General features: G+C 71.9%; 17 protein-coding genes. 5 read left to right on the top strand and 12 right to left on the bottom strand.

All coding sequences use genetic code 11. From position 1 onward, the window contains the following. Nucleotides 1-5: 5 nt before the first annotated feature. Nucleotides 6-2348 (bottom strand): excinuclease ABC subunit UvrA, encoded by a 2343-nt coding sequence (locus tag AB0M63_RS24785; RefSeq protein WP_366020923.1) that lies wholly within the window; start codon nt 2346-2348, stop codon nt 6-8. A 123-nt stretch (nt 2349-2471) separates the two neighbouring features. On the opposite strand from AB0M63_RS24785, the gene AB0M63_RS24780 reads away from it, so the two are divergent. Next, a complete protein-coding gene (locus tag AB0M63_RS24780) occupies nt 2472-4940 on the top strand; it encodes an ATP-dependent Clp protease ATP-binding subunit (protein WP_355911432.1) in 2469 nt (822 codons plus the stop codon). 49 nt (nt 4941-4989) lie between these two features. Beyond that, entirely contained in the window at nt 4990-6012 is a 1023-nt protein-coding gene (locus AB0M63_RS24775) for an alcohol dehydrogenase (RefSeq protein WP_366020922.1), read from the top strand. On the opposite strand, the gene AB0M63_RS24770 is transcribed toward AB0M63_RS24775, so the two are convergent. Both AB0M63_RS24770 and AB0M63_RS24765 read right to left on the bottom strand, forming a co-directional pair. Next, complete coding sequence (locus AB0M63_RS24770) at nt 6002-7006, bottom strand: LLM class flavin-dependent oxidoreductase (RefSeq protein WP_366020921.1); 1005 nt, start codon at nt 7004-7006, stop codon at nt 6002-6004. The two genes, AB0M63_RS24775 and AB0M63_RS24770, sit on opposite strands and share 11 nt — an antisense overlap. 39 nt (nt 7007-7045) lie before the next feature. Next, entirely contained in the window at nt 7046-7468 is a 423-nt protein-coding gene (locus tag AB0M63_RS24765) for a (2Fe-2S) ferredoxin domain-containing protein (protein ID WP_366020920.1), read from the bottom strand. 70 nt (nt 7469-7538) lie between these two features. Between AB0M63_RS24765 and AB0M63_RS24760 the strand changes: the two genes are divergently transcribed. Next, complete coding sequence (locus AB0M63_RS24760; protein WP_355911422.1) at nt 7539-8030, top strand: hypothetical protein; 492 nt, start codon at nt 7539-7541, stop codon at nt 8028-8030. Between the two features lie 24 nt (nt 8031-8054). Here the strand turns inward: AB0M63_RS24760 and AB0M63_RS24755 are convergent, their stop codons facing one another. The 5 genes from AB0M63_RS24755 to egtA all read right to left on the bottom strand — a co-directional run bounded on the left by AB0M63_RS24755 (nt 8055) and on the right by egtA (nt 12755). Beyond that, nucleotides 8055-8270: a dodecin gene (locus tag AB0M63_RS24755; RefSeq protein ID WP_019068358.1), complete on the bottom strand. Its 216-nt coding sequence runs from the start codon at nt 8268-8270 to the stop codon at nt 8055-8057. Nucleotides 8271-8363: 93 nt separating this feature from the next. After that, entirely contained in the window at nt 8364-9326 is a 963-nt protein-coding gene (gene egtD / locus AB0M63_RS24750; RefSeq protein WP_366020919.1) for an L-histidine N(alpha)-methyltransferase, read from the bottom strand. Further along, complete coding sequence (gene egtC, locus AB0M63_RS24745) at nt 9323-10096, bottom strand: ergothioneine biosynthesis protein EgtC (protein ID WP_366020918.1); 774 nt, start codon at nt 10094-10096, stop codon at nt 9323-9325. Before egtC ends, egtD begins: the two co-directional genes overlap by 4 nt. Then, the gene (gene egtB, locus AB0M63_RS24740; RefSeq protein ID WP_366020917.1) at nt 10096-11448 is read right to left on the bottom strand and encodes an ergothioneine biosynthesis protein EgtB; all 1353 of its coding nucleotides are present in this window, start codon (nt 11446-11448) and stop codon (nt 10096-10098) included. Before egtB ends, egtC begins: the two co-directional genes overlap by 1 nt. Beyond that, the gene (egtA, locus tag AB0M63_RS24735; protein WP_366020916.1) at nt 11445-12755 is read right to left on the bottom strand and encodes an ergothioneine biosynthesis glutamate--cysteine ligase EgtA; all 1311 of its coding nucleotides are present in this window, start codon (nt 12753-12755) and stop codon (nt 11445-11447) included. The genes egtB and egtA overlap by 4 nt, the downstream gene beginning before the upstream one ends. 281 nt (nt 12756-13036) lie before the next feature. On the opposite strand from egtA, the gene AB0M63_RS24730 reads away from it, so the two are divergent. Next, a complete protein-coding gene (locus AB0M63_RS24730) occupies nt 13037-13861 on the top strand; it encodes a TIGR02452 family protein (protein ID WP_366020915.1) in 825 nt (274 codons plus the stop codon). A 4-nt stretch (nt 13862-13865) separates the two neighbouring features. Here the strand turns inward: AB0M63_RS24730 and AB0M63_RS24725 are convergent, their stop codons facing one another. The 4 genes from AB0M63_RS24725 to AB0M63_RS24710 form a co-directional block, all read right to left on the bottom strand. After that, nucleotides 13866-14312 (bottom strand): type II toxin-antitoxin system PemK/MazF family toxin, encoded by a 447-nt coding sequence (locus tag AB0M63_RS24725; protein WP_366020914.1) that lies wholly within the window; start codon nt 14310-14312, stop codon nt 13866-13868. A gap of 55 nt (nt 14313-14367) precedes the next feature. Next, nucleotides 14368-15855 (bottom strand): SPFH domain-containing protein, encoded by a 1488-nt coding sequence (locus AB0M63_RS24720; protein ID WP_355911400.1) that lies wholly within the window; start codon nt 15853-15855, stop codon nt 14368-14370. 143 nt (nt 15856-15998) lie between these two features. Continuing rightward, nucleotides 15999-16217, bottom strand: coding sequence for a hypothetical protein (locus tag AB0M63_RS24715; RefSeq protein ID WP_355911397.1), 219 nt, complete (start codon nt 16215-16217; stop codon nt 15999-16001). Nucleotides 16218-16219: 2 nt separating this feature from the next. After that, the gene (locus AB0M63_RS24710; RefSeq protein WP_366020913.1) at nt 16220-17656 is read right to left on the bottom strand and encodes an amidase; all 1437 of its coding nucleotides are present in this window, start codon (nt 17654-17656) and stop codon (nt 16220-16222) included. A 255-nt stretch (nt 17657-17911) separates the two neighbouring features. Between AB0M63_RS24710 and AB0M63_RS24705 the strand changes: the two genes are divergently transcribed. Continuing rightward, complete coding sequence (locus tag AB0M63_RS24705; protein WP_366020912.1) at nt 17912-19300, top strand: glycoside hydrolase family 43 protein; 1389 nt, start codon at nt 17912-17914, stop codon at nt 19298-19300. The last annotated feature ends 38 nt before the right edge of the window (nt 19301-19338 follow it).

Genomic DNA, 19338 nt, shown 5'->3' with positions numbered 1-19338 from the left:
CGGAACTACGGCTGCGGGGTTGCCAGCGCCCTCGCCAGATAGGGAGCCGTGGCGCTCCCCGCAGCTCCCGCCACTTCCCTCGGCGGACCGATCGCCACGATCCGTCCCCCCTCCTCCCCACCACCCGGCCCCAGATCGATCACCCAGTCCGAGCCCGCCACCACGGCCATGTCGTGCTCGACCACCACCACGGTGTGCCCGGCGTCGACCAGGCCGTGGAGCTGGTGCAGGAGGACCTCGACGTCGGCGGGGTGGAGGCCGGTGGTCGGTTCGTCGAGTAGGTAGAGGGTGTGGCCGCGCCGGGCGCGCTGCAACTCGCTTGCCAGCTTGATGCGTTGGGCTTCACCGCCGGAGAGCTCGGTGGCGGGCTGGCCCAGCCGCAGATAACCGAGGCCCACGTCCAGGAGGGTGGTGAGGCTGCGGGCCACGGGCGGGGTGTCCGCGAAGAAGTCCGCCGCGGCCTCCACCGTCAGGTCCAGCACCTGCGCGATGTTCCGTCCGCAGTACGTCACTTGGAGCGTCTCGGGGTTGTAGCGGGCCCCGCCGCAGTCCGGGCAGGGCGCATAGGTGCTCGGGAGGAAGAGCAGCTCGACGCTCACGAACCCCTCGCCCTGACAGGTCTCGCAGCGCCCGCCCGGCACGTTGAACGAGAACCGCCCTACGCCGTAACCCCGTTGCCGTGCCTCGTCGGTGGCCGCGAACACCTTGCGGACGGTGTCGAAGAGGCCGGTGTAGGTGGCGAGGTTGGAGCGCGGAGTGCGACCGATGGGTTTCTGATCGACCGACACCAGCCGTCCCACGCCCGGCAGTTCCTCGGTGATCTCGCCGATCAGCGTGGACTTTCCGGACCCCGAGACGCCGGTGACCGCGGTGAACACGCCGAGGGGGAACTCCGCGGTCACGTCCCGGAGGTTGTGCCGGGTGATCGGGCCGACCTTCAACTCGCCGCGCGGCGGGCGGACTTCGCGGGTAGGCGCGGGGGAGGAGGCGAAGAGGAAACGGGCGGTCGCCGACTCCTTCACCGCCGCCAGGTCGGCCACCGGACCGCTGTGCAGCACCCGCCCGCCGTGCTCACCCGCCAGCGGCCCCACGTCCACCAGCCAGTCGGCGCCGCGCATCACGTCCAGGTGGTGCTCCACCACGAACACCGAGTTGCCCGCCGCCTTCAGCCGGTCCAGCACCGTGAGCAGGGCCTCGGTGTCCGCCGGGTGCAGACCGGCGGACGGTTCGTCGAGGACGTAGACGACACCGAACAGACCGGAGCGCAACTGCGTTGCCAGGCGCAGCCGTTGCAGCTCGCCTGCCGAGAGCGTGGGGGTCGGGCGGTCCAGGCTGAGGTAGCCGAGGCCGAGTTCGAGGATGGGCGAGATACGGGACGTGAGGTCGTCGGTGAGGACGCGGGCCGCCTCCGACGTGCCGCCGAGCATGCCGGACAGCTCCGCGAGGGGCAGTGCGGCCAGGTCGGCGATCGTGCGGCCCGCGACGGTCACGGCGAGGGCTTCGGCGCGCAGTCGTGCGCCGCCGCAGACCGGGCAGGGGGCGCTGGTCAGGAAGCGCTCCGCCTTGGCGCGCAGGGTCGGGCTCTTCGTGTCCGAGAACGTCTTCATCACATAGCGGCGGGCGCTCATGTACGTGCCCTGGTACGGGCGTTGGATGCGGTCGGCATCCCGTACCGGATGGACCGTGACCACCGACTGCTCGTCCGTGAACAGGATCCACTCCCGCTGTTCGGCGGGCAGTTCACGCCACGGCACGTCCACGTCGTGGCCGAGGGTGTCCAGGATGTCGCGCAGGTTCTTGCCCTGCCAGGCGCCCGGCCACGCGGCGATCGCGCCCTCGCGGATCGACAGCGAGGGGTCGGGGACGAGGGACTCCTCGGTCGTCCGGTGCACCCGGCCCAGGCCGTGGCACTCCGGGCACGCGCCCGCCGCCGTATTGGGGGAGAAGGCGTCCGAGTCGAGGCGTTCCGCGCCGGGCGGGTAGTCACCGGCGCGGGAGAACAGCATCCGCAGGGAGTTGGAGAGATTGGTGACCGTGCCCACCGAGGAGCGGGAGGTGGGGGCCGAGCGGCGCTGCTGGAGCGAGACCGCGGGCGGCAGGCCGGTGATCTCGCCGACCTTCGGCGCGCCGATCTGATGGATCAGCCTGCGGGCGTACGGCGCCACCGACTCGAAGTAGCGGCGCTGCGCCTCGGCGTAGATCGTGCCGAAGGCGAGGGACGACTTCCCGGAGCCGGAGACCCCTGTGAACACCGCCAGCACGTCCCGCGGGATGTCGACGTCGACGCCCTGAAGGTTGTGCTCGCGGGCGCCGCGGACGCGGACGTAGGGGTCGTGGGGGCTGTGCATGACCCGGCGAGTCTATGCGACCTCGTCGTGGGACGCCCGGTGACCTGCGGGGGTGCGGGGGTGTCGGCACTGTGCCACGTTGGAAGGTACGGATGCCAGTCGTCACACGGAAGGCCCGTGGTCATGACCACTCCCGGATTCGGTTTCGGACGCAGCCCCTTCGAGGAATTCGACGAGTTGATGTCCCGGTATTTCGGCGGTTCGGGCCCGGCGGCACCATCGCGCCGGCCCCAGCGCGTCGACATCGGCAGCCTGCTCTCCGAACGGGCCCGGGAGCTGGTGGCGCAGGCACGGGACATCGCCGCCGTGGAGGGCAGCGAGGAACTCGACGCCCGGCATCTGCTGGCCGCCGCCACCGAGCAGGAGTCGACCCGGCGGCTGCTCGCCGAGGCGGGCGCGGACCCCGACCGGATCCGCGAGCGGCTGGCCGGCGCGGACGGCGCCGTGAAGACCGAACCCACCACGCTCACCCCGGCGGCCAAGCGCGCCCTGCTCGACGCGTACCAGATCTCCCGCGCCGAGGACTCCTCGTACATCGGGCCCGAACACCTGCTGCGGGCCCTGGCCGCCAACCCCGAGTCGGCCGCCGGACAGGCCCTCGCCGGCAGCGGCTGGGAGAACGGTGCGCCGCTCACCGGTGCCGAGCCCGAGCGGAAGCGGCCCAGCAGCACGCCCACCGTCGACGAGTACGGGCGCGACCTCACCGAGGACGCCCGCGCGGGGCGGCTCGACCCGGTGATCGGGCGGGACGAGGAGGTCGAGCAGACCATCGAGGTGCTGTCCCGGCGCAGCAAGAACAACCCCGTCCTCATCGGTGACCCCGGCGTCGGCAAGACCGCCGTCGTCGAGGGCATCGCCCAGCGGATCGTCACCGGGGACGTGCCGAAGACCCTGGAGGGCAAGCGGATCGTGTCGCTGGACCTGGCCGGGATGGTCGCCGGCACCAAGTATCGGGGCGAGTTCGAGGAGCGGCTGAAGAAACTCCTCGACGAGGTGAGCGAGCACGGGGACGAACTGGTGCTGTTCCTGGACGAGTTGCACACCGTCGTCGGTGCGGGCGGCGGGGGCGACGGTTCCCTCGACGCCGGGAACATGCTCAAACCCGCTCTGGCCCGCGGTCAGTTGCACCTCATCGGCGCCACCACCGTCGACGAGTACCGCAAGTACATCGAGAAGGACTCCGCGCTGGAGCGCCGCTTCGCGCCCATCCTGGTCGGCGAACCGACCGTCGACGACACCATCGAGATCCTGCGCGGGCTGCGCGACCGCTACGAGGCCCACCACCAGGTCCGGATCACCGACGAGGCGGTCGTCGCGGCGGCCGAGCTCTCCGACCGCTACATCACCGCCCGCTTCCTGCCCGACAAGGCCATCGACCTGATGGACCAGGCCGCGGCCCGGGTACGGCTGCGCGCGAAGACCCCGCTCTCCGACACCCGCGAGGCCGAGGACCAACTGGCGGCCCTGAACCGGGAGAAGGACCAGGCCGTCGCCGACGAGGAGTACGAGCGGGCCCGGGAACTCCGCGACCGGATCAGGGAGACCGAGGCCGAGCTGAAGACGGCCGGCACCGCCGAGGAACAGGCACCCAAGGTCACCGCCGAGGACATCGCCGAGGTCGTCTCCCGCACCACCGGGATCCCCGTGGCCCAGCTCACCGAGGAGGAGCGGGCCCGGCTGATGAAGCTGGAGGAGCACCTCCACGAGCGGGTGGTGGGCCAGGACGAGGCCATCACCGCCGTCGCCCGCGCGGTACGCCGTGCCCGAGCCGGGATGAGCGACCCGAACCGGCCCATCGGCAGCTTCCTCTTCCTGGGCCCCACCGGTGTCGGCAAGACGGAACTGGCCCGCGCGCTCGCCGCCGCCCTCTTCGGCGACGAGGGCCGCATGATCCGCCTCGACATGAGCGAGTTCCAGGAGCGGCACACCGTCTCCCGCCTGGTCGGCGCCCCTCCCGGATACGTCGGCCACGAGGAGGCCGGCCAGCTCACCGAGGCCGTCCGCAGGCAGCCGTACGCCGTGCTGCTGCTCGACGAGGTCGAGAAGGCGCACCCCGACGTCTTCAACACGCTGCTGCAACTGCTGGACGACGGACGGCTCACCGACTCGCAGGGCCGCACCGTCGACTTCAAGAACACCGTCGTGATCATGACGTCGAACATCGGAGCCGACCGTATCCTCGCGGCGGGCGTCGACGACTACGCCAAGGTCCGCGAATCGGTGATGCCGGTGCTCAACCAGCACTTCCGGCCCGAGTTCCTCAACCGCATCGACGAGATCATCGTCTTCCGCGGCCTCGAACGCGCCCAACTGCGCGAGATCGTCGACCTGTTGCTGGAACACACCCGGCGCCGGCTGCACGCCCAGGACGTCACCCTCGACGTCACCGACGCGGCGTCCGACCTGCTCGCGAACCTCGGCTACCAGCCCGACTTCGGCGCCCGCCCGCTGCGCCGCACCATCCAGCGCGAGGTCGACGACCGGCTGGCCGACCTGCTGCTTTCCGGTGAGCTGAACGCGGGCGACCAGGCCCGGGTCGACGCGACCGACGGCGCGATCGTGATCCGCGCGAGCCAGGGCGCCGAACAGTAGCGAGGCCCCCGCAGGCCTCCCCCCCCCGTGCCCCCTCTTGGAGAGACGCATGAACAGCTATCGAGTCGCGCAAGTAGGCGCCGCCGGCGGCGAGTTCGAGGTCGTCGAGCGCGCGGTGCCGCAGCCGGGCCCCGGCCATGTACGCATCGCCGTGGAGGCCTGCGGGATCTGCCACAGCGACACCTTCTTCGTGAACGCCGGAGTGCCCGGCGTACGGTTCCCGCTGGTCACCGGGCATGAGATCGCCGGGCGGATCGACGCGCTGGGCGAGGGCACCTCGGACCACGGCTGGCGGGTCGGCGACCGGGTGTCGGTCGGCTGGTTCGGCGGCAGCTGCGGTCACTGCACCCCTTGCCGGCAGGGCGACTTCATCGTCTGCGAGAACCTGAAGGTGCCCGGCTGGGCCTACGACGGCGGCTTCGCGGAGATGACCGTGGCGCCGGTCGACGCGCTCGCCCGGATCCCCGAGGGGCTGGCGGCGAGCGCCGCCGCGCCGATGGGGTGTGCGGGCGTGACCACGTTCAACGGGCTGCGGCACAGTTCCGCGCGGCCGGGCGACCTGGTGGCCGTACTCGGACTCGGCGGACTCGGTCACCTGGGCGTGCAGTACGCGGTCGCCATGGGATTCGAGACCGTGGCGATCGCGCGGGGCGCCGAAAAGGCCGACTTCGCCAAGCAGTTGGGCGCGCACCACTACGTCGACAGCACGGCGGACACCGAGGTCGCCGAGGCGCTGCGCGCGTTGGGCGGCGCCAAGGTCGTCCTGGCCACGGCGGGCAACGCCGACGCCGCCACGGCGACCGTGGAGGGGCTGAGGCCCCGCGGCGAGCTGGTGGTCGTCGGGGCGGACGACGCGCCGTTGGGGATCAGTCCGCTCCAACTGCTCATGAGCGCCAAGGTGGTTCGCGGCCATCCCTCCGGCACCGCGCAGGACGTGCGGGACACACTGGCCTTCAGCGCCCTGCACGGCATCCGTCCGATGGTGGAGACCGTGCCCCTGGACCAGGCCGGCGAGGCCTACGAGAGGATGCTGTCCGGGGCCGCGCGCTTCCGGATGGTGCTCACCCCGTGAGCGAGGCGATACGGGCGAGCCGCCGGTAGGAGTCCAGCAGGGCCTCGCGGTCGTAGGTGCTGGTGGTGACGAGGACCTCGTCGGCCTCCGTCTCCTTCAGTACCGTCTCCAGCTCGTGGGCCACCTGTTCCTCGGTGCCCGCGAGCTGCCTGCTGAGCCCGGCCTCGTAGAAGCCGAACTCCTTGTCGGTCATGGCCAGTTGCTCCACCCGCTCGGCGGGCGGCAGCGGCGGGAAGGTGCCGTGAGTGCGCGAGTACGCCATCGACCAGGCCTCCGGGATCAGGAGCCGGCGGGCGGCCTCGGGGGTGGCGGCCACCGCGATCGTCCCGGAGATGACGACATACGGCTCCGGCGCCCAGGGGGAGGGGCGGAAGCGGGCGCGGTAGTGGTCGATACCGCGCCGCATCTTCTCCCGGTTGCGCAGGTCGCCGATCACCATCGGCAGGCCGGCGCGGGCCGCGATGTCGGCGCCCTCACCCATCGCGAGCACGAAGGGCGGGACGCTCAGACCCTCCGAGGGGCGCGCGTGCGCGCCGGTGGGCGAGGTGCCGCGGAACCAGTCGAGGAGTTCGTCGAGCTGTCCGGCGAAATCGTCGGCGTCGTCCTTGTCGCGGCCCAGAGCCCGGCGTACACCGTCGGTGAAACCGACCGAACGGCCGAGCCCCATGTCGATCCGGCCCGGGAACAGCGACTCCAGCACCCCGAACTGCTCGGCCACGACCAGGGGTTGGTGGTTGGGCAGCATCACTCCGCCCGTCCCGACCCGGATGGTCCGGGTGGCCGCGGCGACGGCGGCGGCCAGCACGGTCGGCGCGGAACCGGCGACCCCGGGCACGCCGTGGTGCTCCGACACCCAGAACCGGCGATAGCCCAGCTCCTCGGCCTCCCGCGCCAGCCGCACGGTGTCACGCAGCGCCTCGGCGACCGGGTGCCCCTCGCGGGTGCGGGAGCGGTCGAGGACGGAGAAGGGGGTCGAGGCGATCACGGAACTCACATGGGGTTCAACGCCCACGAGCCCCCGGCATTCCCGGGTTCACCGCCGCGACCGGACGCGTGCGTCCCGTGGCGGTTCGATGAACTGCAGCTCCAGCGTGACGGGCGGCTCGGCGACCCCGGGCCCGCCCGCGGCCGCCCACTCCAACACCTCCTCCGTGCAGTCGTCGTCCATGGCGAAGCCGACCCAGGTGGGCCGGCCGCCGGCTCGCCGTCCAGCGGCCGACGGCTGGACCACGATCACGTTGGCCTGGTCGCAGGGGCCCAGGCAGTCCGTCGTACGCACCGCGAATCCGTGTGCGGCGGCGCCGGCGCGCAGCCGCTCCAGTTGCCAGGCGTGGTCCGTGCCCGGGTGCTTGCGCGGGTCGCCGCAGCAGCAGCCCCGGCAGACGACCAGGGTGCAGGGCCGCTCGCGGGCGGCGCCGATCAGGAACGTACGGGGGGCGGGAGTGGCGGCAGACATGCCAAAAGCATGAGGCCACGCCTCCGGGGCGGATGAAGGGGGTCCCTCCGGGGCTGCCTAAGGTGGCCGTGTGACAGCCGACAGCAGCCGCCCCCTCGCCGTGTTCGATCTGGACAACACCCTCGCCGACACGGCCCACCGGCAGCATTTCCTGGAGAACAGGCCGCGCGACTGGGACGGCTTCTTCGGTGCCGCCCCGCAGGATCCGCCCCTGGCGGAGGGCATCGCGCTGGTGCTGGAGTGTGCCGAGGAGTGCGAGGTCGTCTATCTGACCGGGCGGCCCGAGCGCTGCCGGCGCGACACGCTCGCCTGGCTCGCCGCGCAGGGGCTGCCCGAGGGGCGGGTCCTCATGCGGCGCAACGACGACCGCAGGCCCGCCCGCCGCACCAAGCTGGAGGTCCTGGAGCGGCTCGCCCGGAACCGCGTGGTCCGGGTTCTCGTGGACGACGACGAGCTCGTGTGCGACGACGCCGAGCGGGCCGGGTTCAGGGTCGTACGGGCCCGCTGGACCGCCCCCTCCGCCGCGCTGGAGGCGGCGCAGGAGGGGGAGGGCCGGACCTGAGGGGACTCCGACTGCGTACGGCCGTCAGTCCTCGTCCTCGATGCGGAAGCCGACCTTCAGGCCGACCTGGTAGTGCTCGATCTGCCCGTTCTCGATCTGGCCCCTGACCTGGGTTACTTCGAACCAGTCCAGGCTGCGCAGGGTCTGCGCGGCGCGGGCGACGCCGTTGCGGATGGCCTGGTCGATGCCCTCGTGAGAGGTGCCGACGATCTCGGTGACCCGGTACGTGTGGTTGGACATGCGGGTACTCCTCTCGGCCGTGACGGGCGCGTCACGCGTCACTCCACCGTGCCCCAAGGCGCGGCCGCGCGCGAGACGGCCCGTCACCCGCCGTCAGCGCACCACGCTCAGTGACAGCGCGAAGCGTCCCTCCCGGTCGGTCCACCAGTGGGCCAACTCCAGTCCGGCGGCCGCCAGTTCGGTCCGCACGCCCTCCTTGCGGAACTTCGCCGAGATCTCGGTGCGCAGTTCCTCCCCGGCCGCGAATTCGACGGCGAGATCGAGCGCCGGGATCTTCACGGTCTGGTCGACGCGGGACCGCAGCCGCATCTCGATCCACTCGTGGCCGGAGTCCCAGAGGGCCACGTGGTCGAAGGCGTCGGGGTCGAAGTCGGCGCCCAGCTCGCGGTCGACCACGGTCAGGACGTTCTTGTTGAACGCGGCGGTCACCCCGGCCGCGTCGTCGTACGCCCTGACCAGGACCTGCTCGTCCTTGACCAGGTCCGTGCCGAGCAGCAGCGCGTCACCGGGGGAGAGCAGCGAGCGCAGGCCGGCGAAGAACGTGGCGCGCTCGGCCGGCAGCAGGTTGCCGATCGTGCCGCCGAGGAACGCCAGCAACCGGGGTCCGGGTGTCTCCGGCAGGGTCATCGCGCCGGTGAAGTCGGCGATCAGGGCATGCACGTTCAGGTCCGGGCGTTCCTCGACGAGGGCGTGCCCGGCCTGGGTGAGCGCACTCTCGCTGACGTCGACCGGGACGTACACGGCCAGGCCGGTGAGCGCGTCGAGCAGGTGGCGCGTCTTGTCCGAGGAGCCGGAGCCCAGCTCGACCAGGGTGCGGGCGCCGGTCGCGGCGGCGATCTCGCGGGCCCGGTCGACGAGGATCTCCCGCTCGGCGCGGGTGGGGTAGTACTCGGGCAACTCGGTGATCTGCTCGAAGAGTTCGCTGCCGTGGGCGTCGTAGAACCACTTCGGCGGGAGGGTCTTCGGGGTGCGGGTGAGGCCGTGCAGGACGTCGGCGCGCAGGGCCGCGTCGGTGGCGTCCTCGGGGACGGTGCGGGTGAGAAGGAACGGGCTCACGTACGGGGCTCCTTCGAAGGTGCGAGGTCTTTCAGGGGGGTGAGGAGGACCTCGGCGCGGGTCGCGGTGAGCAGGGTGCGGTCGGGGACCTCCTGCCAGTGCGGGTCGTCGTCGTAGGGCTCGGAGGCGACGACCGTGCGGTGGCCGGGCTCCGAGAGGTACCAGAGGGTGTCGCCCCAGGCCGTCGCGGCGATCGTCTCGCCGTTGGTGAGAAGGAGGTTGAGGCGGGAGCCGGGGGCGTAGTGGGCGACCTCCAGCACGGTGTCGGCCAGCGCCTGGCCCTCCTCGTCGCCCGCCCGCAGCCGGCTGAGGACCAGCGCCCACACGAGCGCCGAGTCGCAGCGGGCCTCCAGGGACAACAGGTCCACCGGGGGCAGGCGTTGGGCCGGCGCCGCGAGGGTGCGCGGCCAGCCGGTGACGGCTCCGTTGTGGCTGAACAGCCAGGGGCCCGCGGCGTACGGGGCCGCCGCGGCCTCCCCGTCGGCACCGGCCAGTGTCGCGTCCCGTACGGCGGCCAGCAGTGCGCCCGAGCGGACCACGCGGGCCAGGTCGGCGAAGGACTGGTCGCCCCAGATGGGCGCGGCCCGCCGGTAGCGGCCCGGCACCGGATCGCCCTCGGCGTACCAACCCACCCCGAAACCATCGGCGTTGACCGTCCCGTGCCGCTGCCGCCGGGGTTCCCAGGACTGGCGGTACAGGCTGTGCTCCGGGTCCACGAGGAGCCGGCCGAGCGGCTCCTCGGGTCCCAGGTACGCCAGGTGACGGCACATCAGACGGCCCCCGAGCGGGCCGTGCGGAATCCGGAGAAGATCTGCCGCCTGATCGGATAGTCCCAGTTGCGGAACGTGCCCCGGCAGGCCACCTCGTCCACGGCGAACGAACCGCCCCGCAGCACCTTGTACTCCGGGCCGAAGAACACCTCCGAGTACTCCTTGTACGGGAAGGCCCTGAACCCCGGGTAGGGCAGGAAGTCGCTCGACGTCCACTCCCACACGTCACCGATCAACTGGCGTACGCCGAGCGGTGATTCGCCTGCCGGATAGCTGCCGGCGGGGGCCGGGCGGAGGTGGCGCTGGCCGAGGTTGGCGTGTTCCGGTGCCGGGTCGGCGTCGCCCCACGGGTAGCGCATCGAGCGGTCGCCCGTCGGGTCGTGGCGGGCCGCCTTCTCCCACTCGGCCTCGGTGGGCAGCCGGCGTCCGGCCCAGCGGGCGTACGCGTCGGCCTCGTACCAGCACACGTGCACCACCGGCTCGTCGAGCGGTACGGCCTCCGTGACGCCGAACCGGCGCCGCAGCCACTGGCCCGCCTCACGGCGCCAGAACAGCGGCGCCGTGATGGAGTTGCGGCGGATGTGCGCCCAGCCCTCCTTGGTCCACCAGCGCGGGTCGTCGTAGCCGCCGTCCTCGATGAACGCCAGATACGCGCCGTTGGTCACCGGGGTCGTGTCGATGTGGAAGGACTCCACCTCCCGCCGGTGCGCGGGCCGTTCGTTGTCCAGGGCCCACGGTTCGGTGGAGGTGCCCATGGTGAACGGGCCGCCGGGGACGAGGACTTCGGCCGGACCGGTGAACAGCGGGACCGGCTCCGGGTCCGGGGCCGTCAACGCCTGTGGTCCGGTGCGGAGCTGATGGGTGATCAGCATGGTTTCGTCGTGCTGCTGTTCGTGCTGCGCGACCATCCCGAAGGCGAAGCCCGCCTCCGTCAGCCGCGACCCGCGGAACGCCGAATCGGCGAGTACGTCTGTCACCCGGCCGCGGACCTCGGCCGCGTACTGCCGGGCCTCCTCGGGCGGCAGCAGCGGCAGCGAGGGACGTTCGGAACGCGGGTGCTCGAACGCGTCGTAGAGGCCGTCGATGTCGGGCCGCATCGCGTCCCGGCCGCCGACGGCCCGCAGCAGCCACAGCTCCTCCTGGTTGCCGATGTGCGCGAGGTCCCAGACCAGCGGGGACATCAACGGCGAGACCTGGGCGAGGAGTTCGGGCTCCTCCACACAGCTCGTCAGGAGCGTGGTGCGGTCCCGGGCGGTGGTGAGGGTGGTCAGCGCCCGTTCCCGGAGCGCCTCGATATCGATGTCGGCGGAGGTGTCGGCAGAAGTCCCGGCAGCGATGTCTGCGTCGGTCATGTGCGGATGTCCTTCCCGTGCGGGCGGCTGTCCGTGCCGCGCACGCGGTCGAGCAGATCGTCGGCGGGGCAGCGGCCCCGGATGACATAGCGGTCGAAGTACGCGCGGACGGCGTCCGTGACCTCGGCGGTGGCGCCGAGCCGGGGCAGGGCCTCCAGCGCCGAGGCGAAGCAGACGAGGGCCACCTCGTGCAGCTCCGGGTCGGACAGTCCGTAGCGGGCCGCGTCGATCCACAGCGGATTGTGCGGCGCGGGCAGCCCGAGGGACCGTTCGGCCAGCGGCTTCACGGCGCGGTACGCGGTCTCTGCCGCCTCCGGGTCGTCGAACAGCGCCGTCGTCACGGCCAGCGGCACGATCCAGCCGTCGTCCCCGGGCTGCGCGTCGATCATGCGCAGTTCCAGGTGGCCACGCGGTCTGACCGGCGGGAACAGGGTCGTGACGTGATAGTCGAGGTCCGCACGGGTCGGCGGTCTCGGCGACCCCGACCTGATCCACTCCCGGAAGGTCAGCCCCTCCGGGACCTCCCACGGGCCGCTGTCCTGCCGTATGCACATCACCGGCGAGTCCAGGACATGGCCGGTCCAGGAGTCGCGCGGCTCCGTGTCGAGCGGCGGTGCGCCGGCCCGGCCGGGGCCGATCTCCATCCAGATCAACTGCCGGGTGGAACGCCAGCCGGTGGGGCTGCGGCCGACCAGCGGGGAGTTGGCGAACGCGGCCACCAGCACCGCGCCCAGCTGGTGCGCCAGCCACCAGCGCCGCCCGAGGCCCAGCGGGCCCGGCTCCTCGTGGCCGGCGTCCAGGCACACCTGCACGGACGCCGAGGTGCACATCATGCGGCGGCCCGCGGTGCCGGTGCGGTCGAGGCAGCGCTCCATCGCGTCGTAGCGCGGCTCGTGCAGGAACCGGCGCGGCGGGTGCCAGGGGTCGTGGCCGACCCCGACCAGTCCTAGGCCGTCGCGGCGCAGCACCGCGCGGACGGCGTCGAGATCTTCGGAGACGGAACCGATGCACTCCATCAGGGAGGCGGCGGGCGACGAACTGAGTTCCAGTTGGCCGCCGGGCTCGACGGTGAGCGCCGACCTCAGGGGCACGGTCCTGAGAGCGGCGTAGGCCGCTTCCAGTCGTTCGGGTGTCACGGGGAGCTGCGGCAGGCGCAGCTCGTGGACGAGCCATTCCACTTCGACCCCGAGCGTTCGGGGCGGACCGGTCTTGAAGCAGATGCCCCTGACCAGGGCCTCCACCTCGGGTTCGGTGACCGCGACGACGGGCTCCGTACAGTCGCTACAGTCACTTGCCGTATCGGACATGTCGGGATCCTCCTGAGATTCCACCATGCCACCGGCCCGGTTTCTGTTGGGCCCGGGTCGGCACACTCGTACCACCCAAGACCCTCGCGCCGCATCGCACAAGGGTGCGTATCGGCACGTTCGGGATCGGTAATCTCCGGTTCTTCCGCCGTTTCCGGGAGCCCGGAAACTCTGTTGCACCGCAGGACCAGCATCGCTCACGATGCCTGTATGAGCACGACGGGGGAGATCACGGGGGAGATCGCGGAGCGCGCGGTCATGGCGCGTACGGGGGTCGCGCCATGAGCGCGCGTCTGCGCGGCATCGCGCGGCAGACCGAGGAGATCGTGGCGGCCCGGGGCTACCGCGCGGCGGACGGCCGCGAGGTCTCCATCGCGGCGGAGACCGAGGCGGCCCGCGCGGGCACCCGCCTCCACGGACCGGAACCGGTGCAGATACCACCGTTCTCGCCCGTGGACACGTTCATCGAGGTCACGGGCGAGAGCAGCCTCGAAGCCGCCCGTCGGCTCACCGGTCCGGTGGCCGTGCTGAACTTCGCCTCGGCCCGCAATCCGGGCGGCGGCTACCTGAACGGCGCCCAGGCCCAGGAGGAGGCCCTGTGCCGCGCCTCCGCGCTGTACACCTGCCTGCTTGAGGCCCGCGGTTTCTACGACCACCACCGCGCCCACCGCGATCCGTTCTACACGGACCGGGTCATCCACTCACCGGCCGTCCCCGTCTTCCGCGACGACAAGGGCGGCCTCCTCGACGAGCCGTACACCGCCGGCTTCCTGACCGCCGCCGCGCCGAACGCCGGCGTCGTGCTGCGCACGGCACCGGAGCGCGCGGCCGAACTGCCGCACGCCGTCGCCGTACGGGCGGAGCGGGTGCTGGAGACTGCGCTCGCGCACGGCTACCGGCGCCTGGTCCTGGGCGCCTGGGGCTGCGGGGTCTTCCGGAACGACCCGGCGCAGGTCGCGGGCGCCTTCCACGCGCTGCTCGGGCCGGGCGGACGGTTCGCCGCGGCCTTCGAGCACGTGGTGTTCGGCGTCCTGGACCGCACACCGGGTGCCACGGTCCGGGACGCGTTCGTACGGGCGTTCCCGGAGGGTCAGCTCCAGCGGTAGCCGGTCAGGTCCAGCCGTAGCGCTCGTGCAGCCGGTGGCGTACGAGGTTGAAGCGCATCTGGTCGATCGCGCACGCCTCCCGGCGCATGCCGTCCTCGTGCAGACGCAGCACGCGGTCCACGTCGACCCACGAGTCGCGGCCGGAGCGGTCCCACGGGCCGTTGCCGATCGGCACCCACTCGCGGTCGGCGTCGTGCCGCTTGCTGGAGAGCTGGACGGCGAGCAGGGTCCCGCCGGGCTCGCGGGCCACGACGAGCACCGGGCGGTCCTTGCCCCGGCCGTCGTTCTCCTCGAACGGCACCCAGGTCCAGACGATCTCACCGGGGTCGGGATCACCGTCGTGCGCGGGGGAGTACTCGGTACGCACCCTGCCGACCTCGCGCGGGTCGGCCTCGGTGGTGGCGGAGGGGCCGAAGCGGCCCGGGACGTTTTCATCGGTAAACGCGGTCACGGGGGGCACCTTAAACGGTGTCCCCCGCGACCTGTACGTCAGCCTCCCGTCGAGGTCACTTCTCGTCCTTCTCCACCGGCACCTTCTGCGACGGCGGTGCCACGGTTCCGTTCAGGGCCGAAGTCCCGTTCGGGGTCTGCCCGTTCTGGTTCATCGTGGCGAGCAGTTGGCGGGCCAGGCCGAGGCCCGTGCCGCCCATGGTGAGCGCCTTGGCGAGCATCTCCCCCATGCCGTCGGCCCCGTTGAGGACCACCATGTTGTCGACGCTGCCGAACGCGGACGCGCCGGCCCGGACGATCTCCGGCCAGTTCTCGGCGAGTTGCTGTGCGACCACGGCCTCCTGGTTCTCGGCGAGGGCCGCGGCCCGCGCCTTGATGGCCTCCGCCTCGGCGAGACCCTGGGCCCGGGTCGCCTCGGCGGCGGCGAGGCCCTTCGCCTGGGCGGCGGCGGCCTCTGCCTCACCGGTGGCGCGGGTGGCCGTAGCCGCTGCCGCACCCCGTGCCTGGGTCGCCTCGGCCTCGGCGTTCGCGGCCGTCTTGACCCGGTTCGCCTCGGCCAGGGCGGCCAGTTCGGTCTCCTTCGCCTTGGCCTGTGCGGCGGAGATCCGCGCGTCGCGTTCGGCCTCGGCGCGGGCCCGGGTCTCGTAGGCCTGGGCGTCCGCGGGCTTGCGGACGTCCGCCTGGAGCTGCTGTTCCCGGCGCAGCGCGTCGAGTTCGGCGATCCGGGTCTCCTGGACGACGACGTCCTGCCGGGCGGCGGCGTCCGCGAGCGGTCCGGCCTGCCGGGCCTTCGCCGCCGCCTTGTCGCGCTCGGCCTGGTAGCCGGCCTGGAGGATCTCGCTGTCCCGGGTGGCCTCCGACATCCGTGCCGCGGCCTTCTGTTCGGCCTCGGTGGCCAACCGGTTGGCCTCGGCCTGCGCGATGCGCGCGTCCCGCTGGACGGCGGCGGCGTGCGGCATCGCGAGGTTCTTGATGTACCCGGTCGGGTCCTCGATCTCGTGGATCTGCAGCGAGTCCACGATCAGACCCAGCTTCTCCATCTCCGTACCGCACGCGGCACGGGTCTGGCCGGTCAGTTTCTCCCGGTCGCGGATCATGTCCTCGACCGTCAACCCGCCCACGATGGACCGGAGATGACCGGCGAACACGTTGTGCACCCGCTCCGACATCATCTTCTGCTGGTCGAGGAAACGACGGCCCGCGTTGGCGATCGACACGAAGTCGTCGCCCACCTTGAAGATGACCACGCCCCGCACCTTGAGCGGAATGCCCTGGGTGGTCACGCAGTCCACGTGCAACTCGGTCTCGTTCAGGTCGAGCGAGATCTTGCGCACCGCCTGCACACCGGGCAGCACCAGCGTGCCGCGCCCCGTGACGATGCGGAACCCCATGCCCTCCTCAAGGCCTTCGGTACGGTGCTTGGAGCCCGAGATGATGAGTGCCTCGTTGGGCTCGGCGACCCGCCACATCGACTTGAACAGACCGATCAGTACGAGCACGGCGACAACCGCCGCCCCCGCTACGACGCCGATGATCATCGGCATTCGCCCCCTTGTGATGGTGCCCTTTCGGCACCGAACGAAGGGAGTGTGCGCCTGCGCGACACCGGGGTACAGCCGCTGACGGATCCTTGTTGCAATCTTGACGCATACGGCCCCGGACCGCTCTCACCTGCGAAGCAGGGGGCTCAACTGTCGTATGCCTGCGTGACGTAGACCGTCCTCGGCGGCAGGTACTCCACCACCATCACGACGGTGCCCCGCTCGATCCGGTCCGCGCCGGCGGCGGCGTACGCGAGGAAGTGCTCGGCGCCCCCGCGCACCCTGACGATCACCTCGCCGACGAGCCCGGGCCCGACCGTCCCGGTGACCCGCCCCATCAGCCCGACCATCGAAGCGTCCTCCATGCTCACAGCGTACGGGCCGATGCCGCCGGGGATTCCACCGCGACCGGATCGGGCCACCGCTCGTGCCAGCGCAGGTCCGCCTGCAGTTGGGCGGCGAGGGAGAGCAGCAGCGGCTCGCTGTTGGCCGGGCCCAACAACTGGGCGCCGACCGGGAGTCCGCCCGCCACGAAGCCCGCGGGGACGTTGACGCCGGGCCAGCCGAGGATGTTCCACGGCCAGGCGTAGGGGCAGGCGGCGATCATCGCGCGGTCGGTGGCGAGACCGCCGAGCGGGAGCATCGCGCCAACTGTGGGCGGGGGAGCGGCGGTTGTGGGCGCGAGGATCAGGTCGTACATGCCGAGGAACGCGCCGATCCGGTCGTGCAGGGTCGCCTCCGCGCGCCGGGCCGCCCGCAGCGGGGCCCCGCCGAGCAGCCGGCCGAGCCGGGCGGCGTCGACGGTGCGGCGGTCGAGGAGTCCGGGGTGCGGTGCCTCGCGGACCCGCTCGGCGAGACCCACGGTGGCGCGCGGGACGAACGTCAGCCCGATCTGCCCGTACGGCGGATCGGCCTCGACGACGGTGTGGCCCAACTGGGCCAGTTTCTCGGCGAGTTCGAGGACCCTGGCCCGCACCTCCGGCCGCAGCCGGGCGGGCAGCGCGGTGAACGGCGGCTTCAGCGAGAGCGCGATGCGCAGCCGTCCGGGGTCGCGGCCCGCCGCGTCCGCGAGGGCGAGCGCGGGCGGTTGGTGCGGGTCCCGGGCGTGGTTGCCGCTCGCCGCGTCCAGCAGCAGGGCCGCGTCCGCGACCGTACGGGTGAGGGTGCCGTTGACCGTGATGCCCTGGAAGGACTCGCCGCGCGGCCAGGTCGAGATGCGGCCGCGCTGCGGTTTGACGCCGATGAGGTGGGTCCACGCGGCGGGGATGCGCACCGACCCCGCGCCGTCCGAGCCGAGCGCGGCCGGGACCAGTCCCGCGGCGACGGCCGCCGCCGAGCCACCGGACGAACCCCCGGGCGTGTGAAGGGGGTTCCACGGATTGCGGGTCTCCCCGAACGCGGGCCCCTCGGTGAACGGCCACTGCCCGAACTCGCAGGTGTTGGTCTTCCCGACGATCACGGCACCGGCCGCCCGCAGCCGCCGTACCGCCTCGCCGTCCTCGGCCACCGGTGGGAACTCGCCCCGGCAGCCGAACGCGGTCGGCTCGCCCGCCACGTCCATGTCGTCCTTGACGGCGATGGGTACTCCGAGCAACGGCCGGCGCACTCCGGCGGCCAGTTCCCGGTCCGCCGCCTCGGCCTCGGCGAGCGCCGCCTCCGTCCGTACGACCCGAAAGGCGTTCAGGGTGGCCCGAGTCGACTCGATCCGCGCGAGGGCCGCCTCCGCCAGTTCCCGGGCCGTCACCTCCCCGGCGGCCAGTGCGCGGGCGGACTCGGCCAGGCCTGCGGAGCGGTCGGGCGTCATGCGGGCACCTCCGGAAGCGCGATGTCTACCGCACGGTAACGTCCGGGCGCCCGGCGCGGTACGGCTGCGGCGACTTCCAACGGGGCCCGGTGGGACGGGTGTTCACCACAGGCACCCCACAGAGATCATCCAGCCCTGTGCAAACCATTGACGTGCCCCTGACCCGCCCTTACCTTCTGATCGATTTGGCGAACCATGTTCGATATCTCGACATGGTGAACCAGTGAAACCATCGAGTCTCCGGGAGAGCCGCCCGTGACCACACGTCCCCCCACGCCGTCCCGCCGCGCCCTGCTGCGCGCGATGGCCGTCCTGCCCGCCTCCGCGCTCGTCCTGGGCGAGGCCCCCGGACTGCTCGGCACGGCCCTGGCCGCCGCCCCGTCGAGCGGCTACGCCACCCGGTACACGATCGTCCCGTTCCTGAACAGCGACGACGGCACCGTCAACGTCTACCAGTCCGACGACGCCACCGACTTCCGCCTCGTGCAGTCCTCGGCCTACACGCCGCCGAGCAACCGCATCCGCGACGCCAGCGTGTTCAAGCACACCGACGGCTACTACTACCTGACGTACACCACCCACACCTGGGAGGACGTCAGCACCACGATCGGCTTCGCCCGCAGCTCGGACCGGGTCAACTGGACGTTCCTGTACGACTACACGGTCCCGATCACCAACCTGTCCCGGGCCTGGGCGCCCGAGTGGTTCGTGGACGGCGACGGCAGCGTCAACGTCATCGTGTCCTGCTCCACCACCGACGACGAGTGGATCTTCACGCCGTACGCGCTGAAGGCCACCAACTCGGCGCTGACGGCCTGGAGTTCACCGGTCGCCCTGTCCGGCATCGGCTCCAACCACATCGACACGTACATCGTGCGGATCGGCTCGACCTACCACGCCTTCACCAAGAACGAGACGGCGAAGTACATCGAGTACGCCACCGCCACCAGCCTCACCGGCCCCTACACGATCTCGAAGACCGGCGACTGGGCCGGCTGGGGCAGCTACCGCGAGGGCCCCTCGGTGGTGCAGCTCGACAACGGCGGCTGGCGCATCTTCTTCGACGGCTACGGCGACGGCAACTACTACTACAGCGACAGCTACGACACCTTCGCCACCTGGTCCGCTCCGACCGCGCTGACCACCCTCTCCGGTACGGCACGGCACTTCACGGTCATCAAGGAGACGGTGTCCGGCGGCCCGAGCCTCGCGACCGGTGTCACCCGCTCCTTCCGGTCCGCCAACTACACCACCCGCTACTGGCAGGAGCAGTCCGCCCTGCTCAACCTGCCGGTGGTGACCAGCTCCAGCACCACCGCGCTGAAGCAGGCCTCCACGTTCACCGTCGTCGCAGGCCTCGCCGACGCGACCGGCTTCTCCTTCCGGGACTCCGCGGGCAACTACCTGCGCCACTACGACTTCCGGGGCCGCTTCGACGCCAACGACGGCACGACGACGTTCGCGAAGGACGCCACGTTCTACGCCCGGACCGGGGCCACCACCGGCGCGCTCCGCTTCGAGTCGTACAACTACCCCGGTTACTACCTGCGCCACTACAACTACCAACTGCGGGTGGACCCGACGGACGGCACGGACCTCTTCCGGACCGACAGCTCGTTCGTGCCCGTGACGGCCTGGGCCTGAGGGGCGGCTGAGTCCTGCCGGAACGGGGCAGGATGCTG

Origin of the sequence: Streptomyces sp. NPDC051576, assembly GCF_040681835.1 — a bacterium.
GTDB lineage: Bacteria > Actinomycetota > Actinomycetes > Streptomycetales > Streptomycetaceae > Streptomyces.
The sequence above is the reverse complement of the archived record's forward strand: the minus strand, read 5'-3'. Positions and strand labels throughout refer to the sequence as shown.

Bases quoted from the DNA above. Each gene is read 5' to 3' on its own strand.
- AB0M63_RS24710 (WP_366020913.1), bottom strand. From the start codon at position 17,656: ATGACGCCCGACCGCTCCGCAGGCCTGGCCGAGTCCGCCCGCGCACTG.
- egtA (WP_366020916.1), bottom strand. From the start codon at position 12,755: ATGTCCGATACGGCAAGTGACTGTAGCGACTGTACGGAGCCCGTCGTC.
- AB0M63_RS24720 (WP_355911400.1), bottom strand. From the start codon at position 15,855: ATGCCGATGATCATCGGCGTCGTAGCGGGGGCGGCGGTTGTCGCCGTG.
- AB0M63_RS24765 (WP_366020920.1), bottom strand. From the start codon at position 7,468: ATGTCTGCCGCCACTCCCGCCCCCCGTACGTTCCTGATCGGCGCCGCC.
- AB0M63_RS24715 (WP_355911397.1), bottom strand. From the start codon at position 16,217: ATGGAGGACGCTTCGATGGTCGGGCTGATGGGGCGGGTCACCGGGACG.
- AB0M63_RS24785 (WP_366020923.1), bottom strand. From the start codon at position 2,348: ATGCACAGCCCCCACGACCCCTACGTCCGCGTCCGCGGCGCCCGCGAG.
- AB0M63_RS24775 (WP_366020922.1), top strand. From the start codon at position 4,990: ATGAACAGCTATCGAGTCGCGCAAGTAGGCGCCGCCGGCGGCGAGTTC.
- AB0M63_RS24730 (WP_366020915.1), top strand. From the start codon at position 13,037: ATGAGCGCGCGTCTGCGCGGCATCGCGCGGCAGACCGAGGAGATCGTG.
- egtB (WP_366020917.1), bottom strand. From the start codon at position 11,448: ATGACCGACGCAGACATCGCTGCCGGGACTTCTGCCGACACCTCCGCC.
- egtC (WP_366020918.1), bottom strand. From the start codon at position 10,096: ATGTGCCGTCACCTGGCGTACCTGGGACCCGAGGAGCCGCTCGGCCGG.
- AB0M63_RS24780 (WP_355911432.1), top strand. From the start codon at position 2,472: ATGACCACTCCCGGATTCGGTTTCGGACGCAGCCCCTTCGAGGAATTC.
- AB0M63_RS24755 (WP_019068358.1), bottom strand. From the start codon at position 8,270: ATGTCCAACCACACGTACCGGGTCACCGAGATCGTCGGCACCTCTCAC.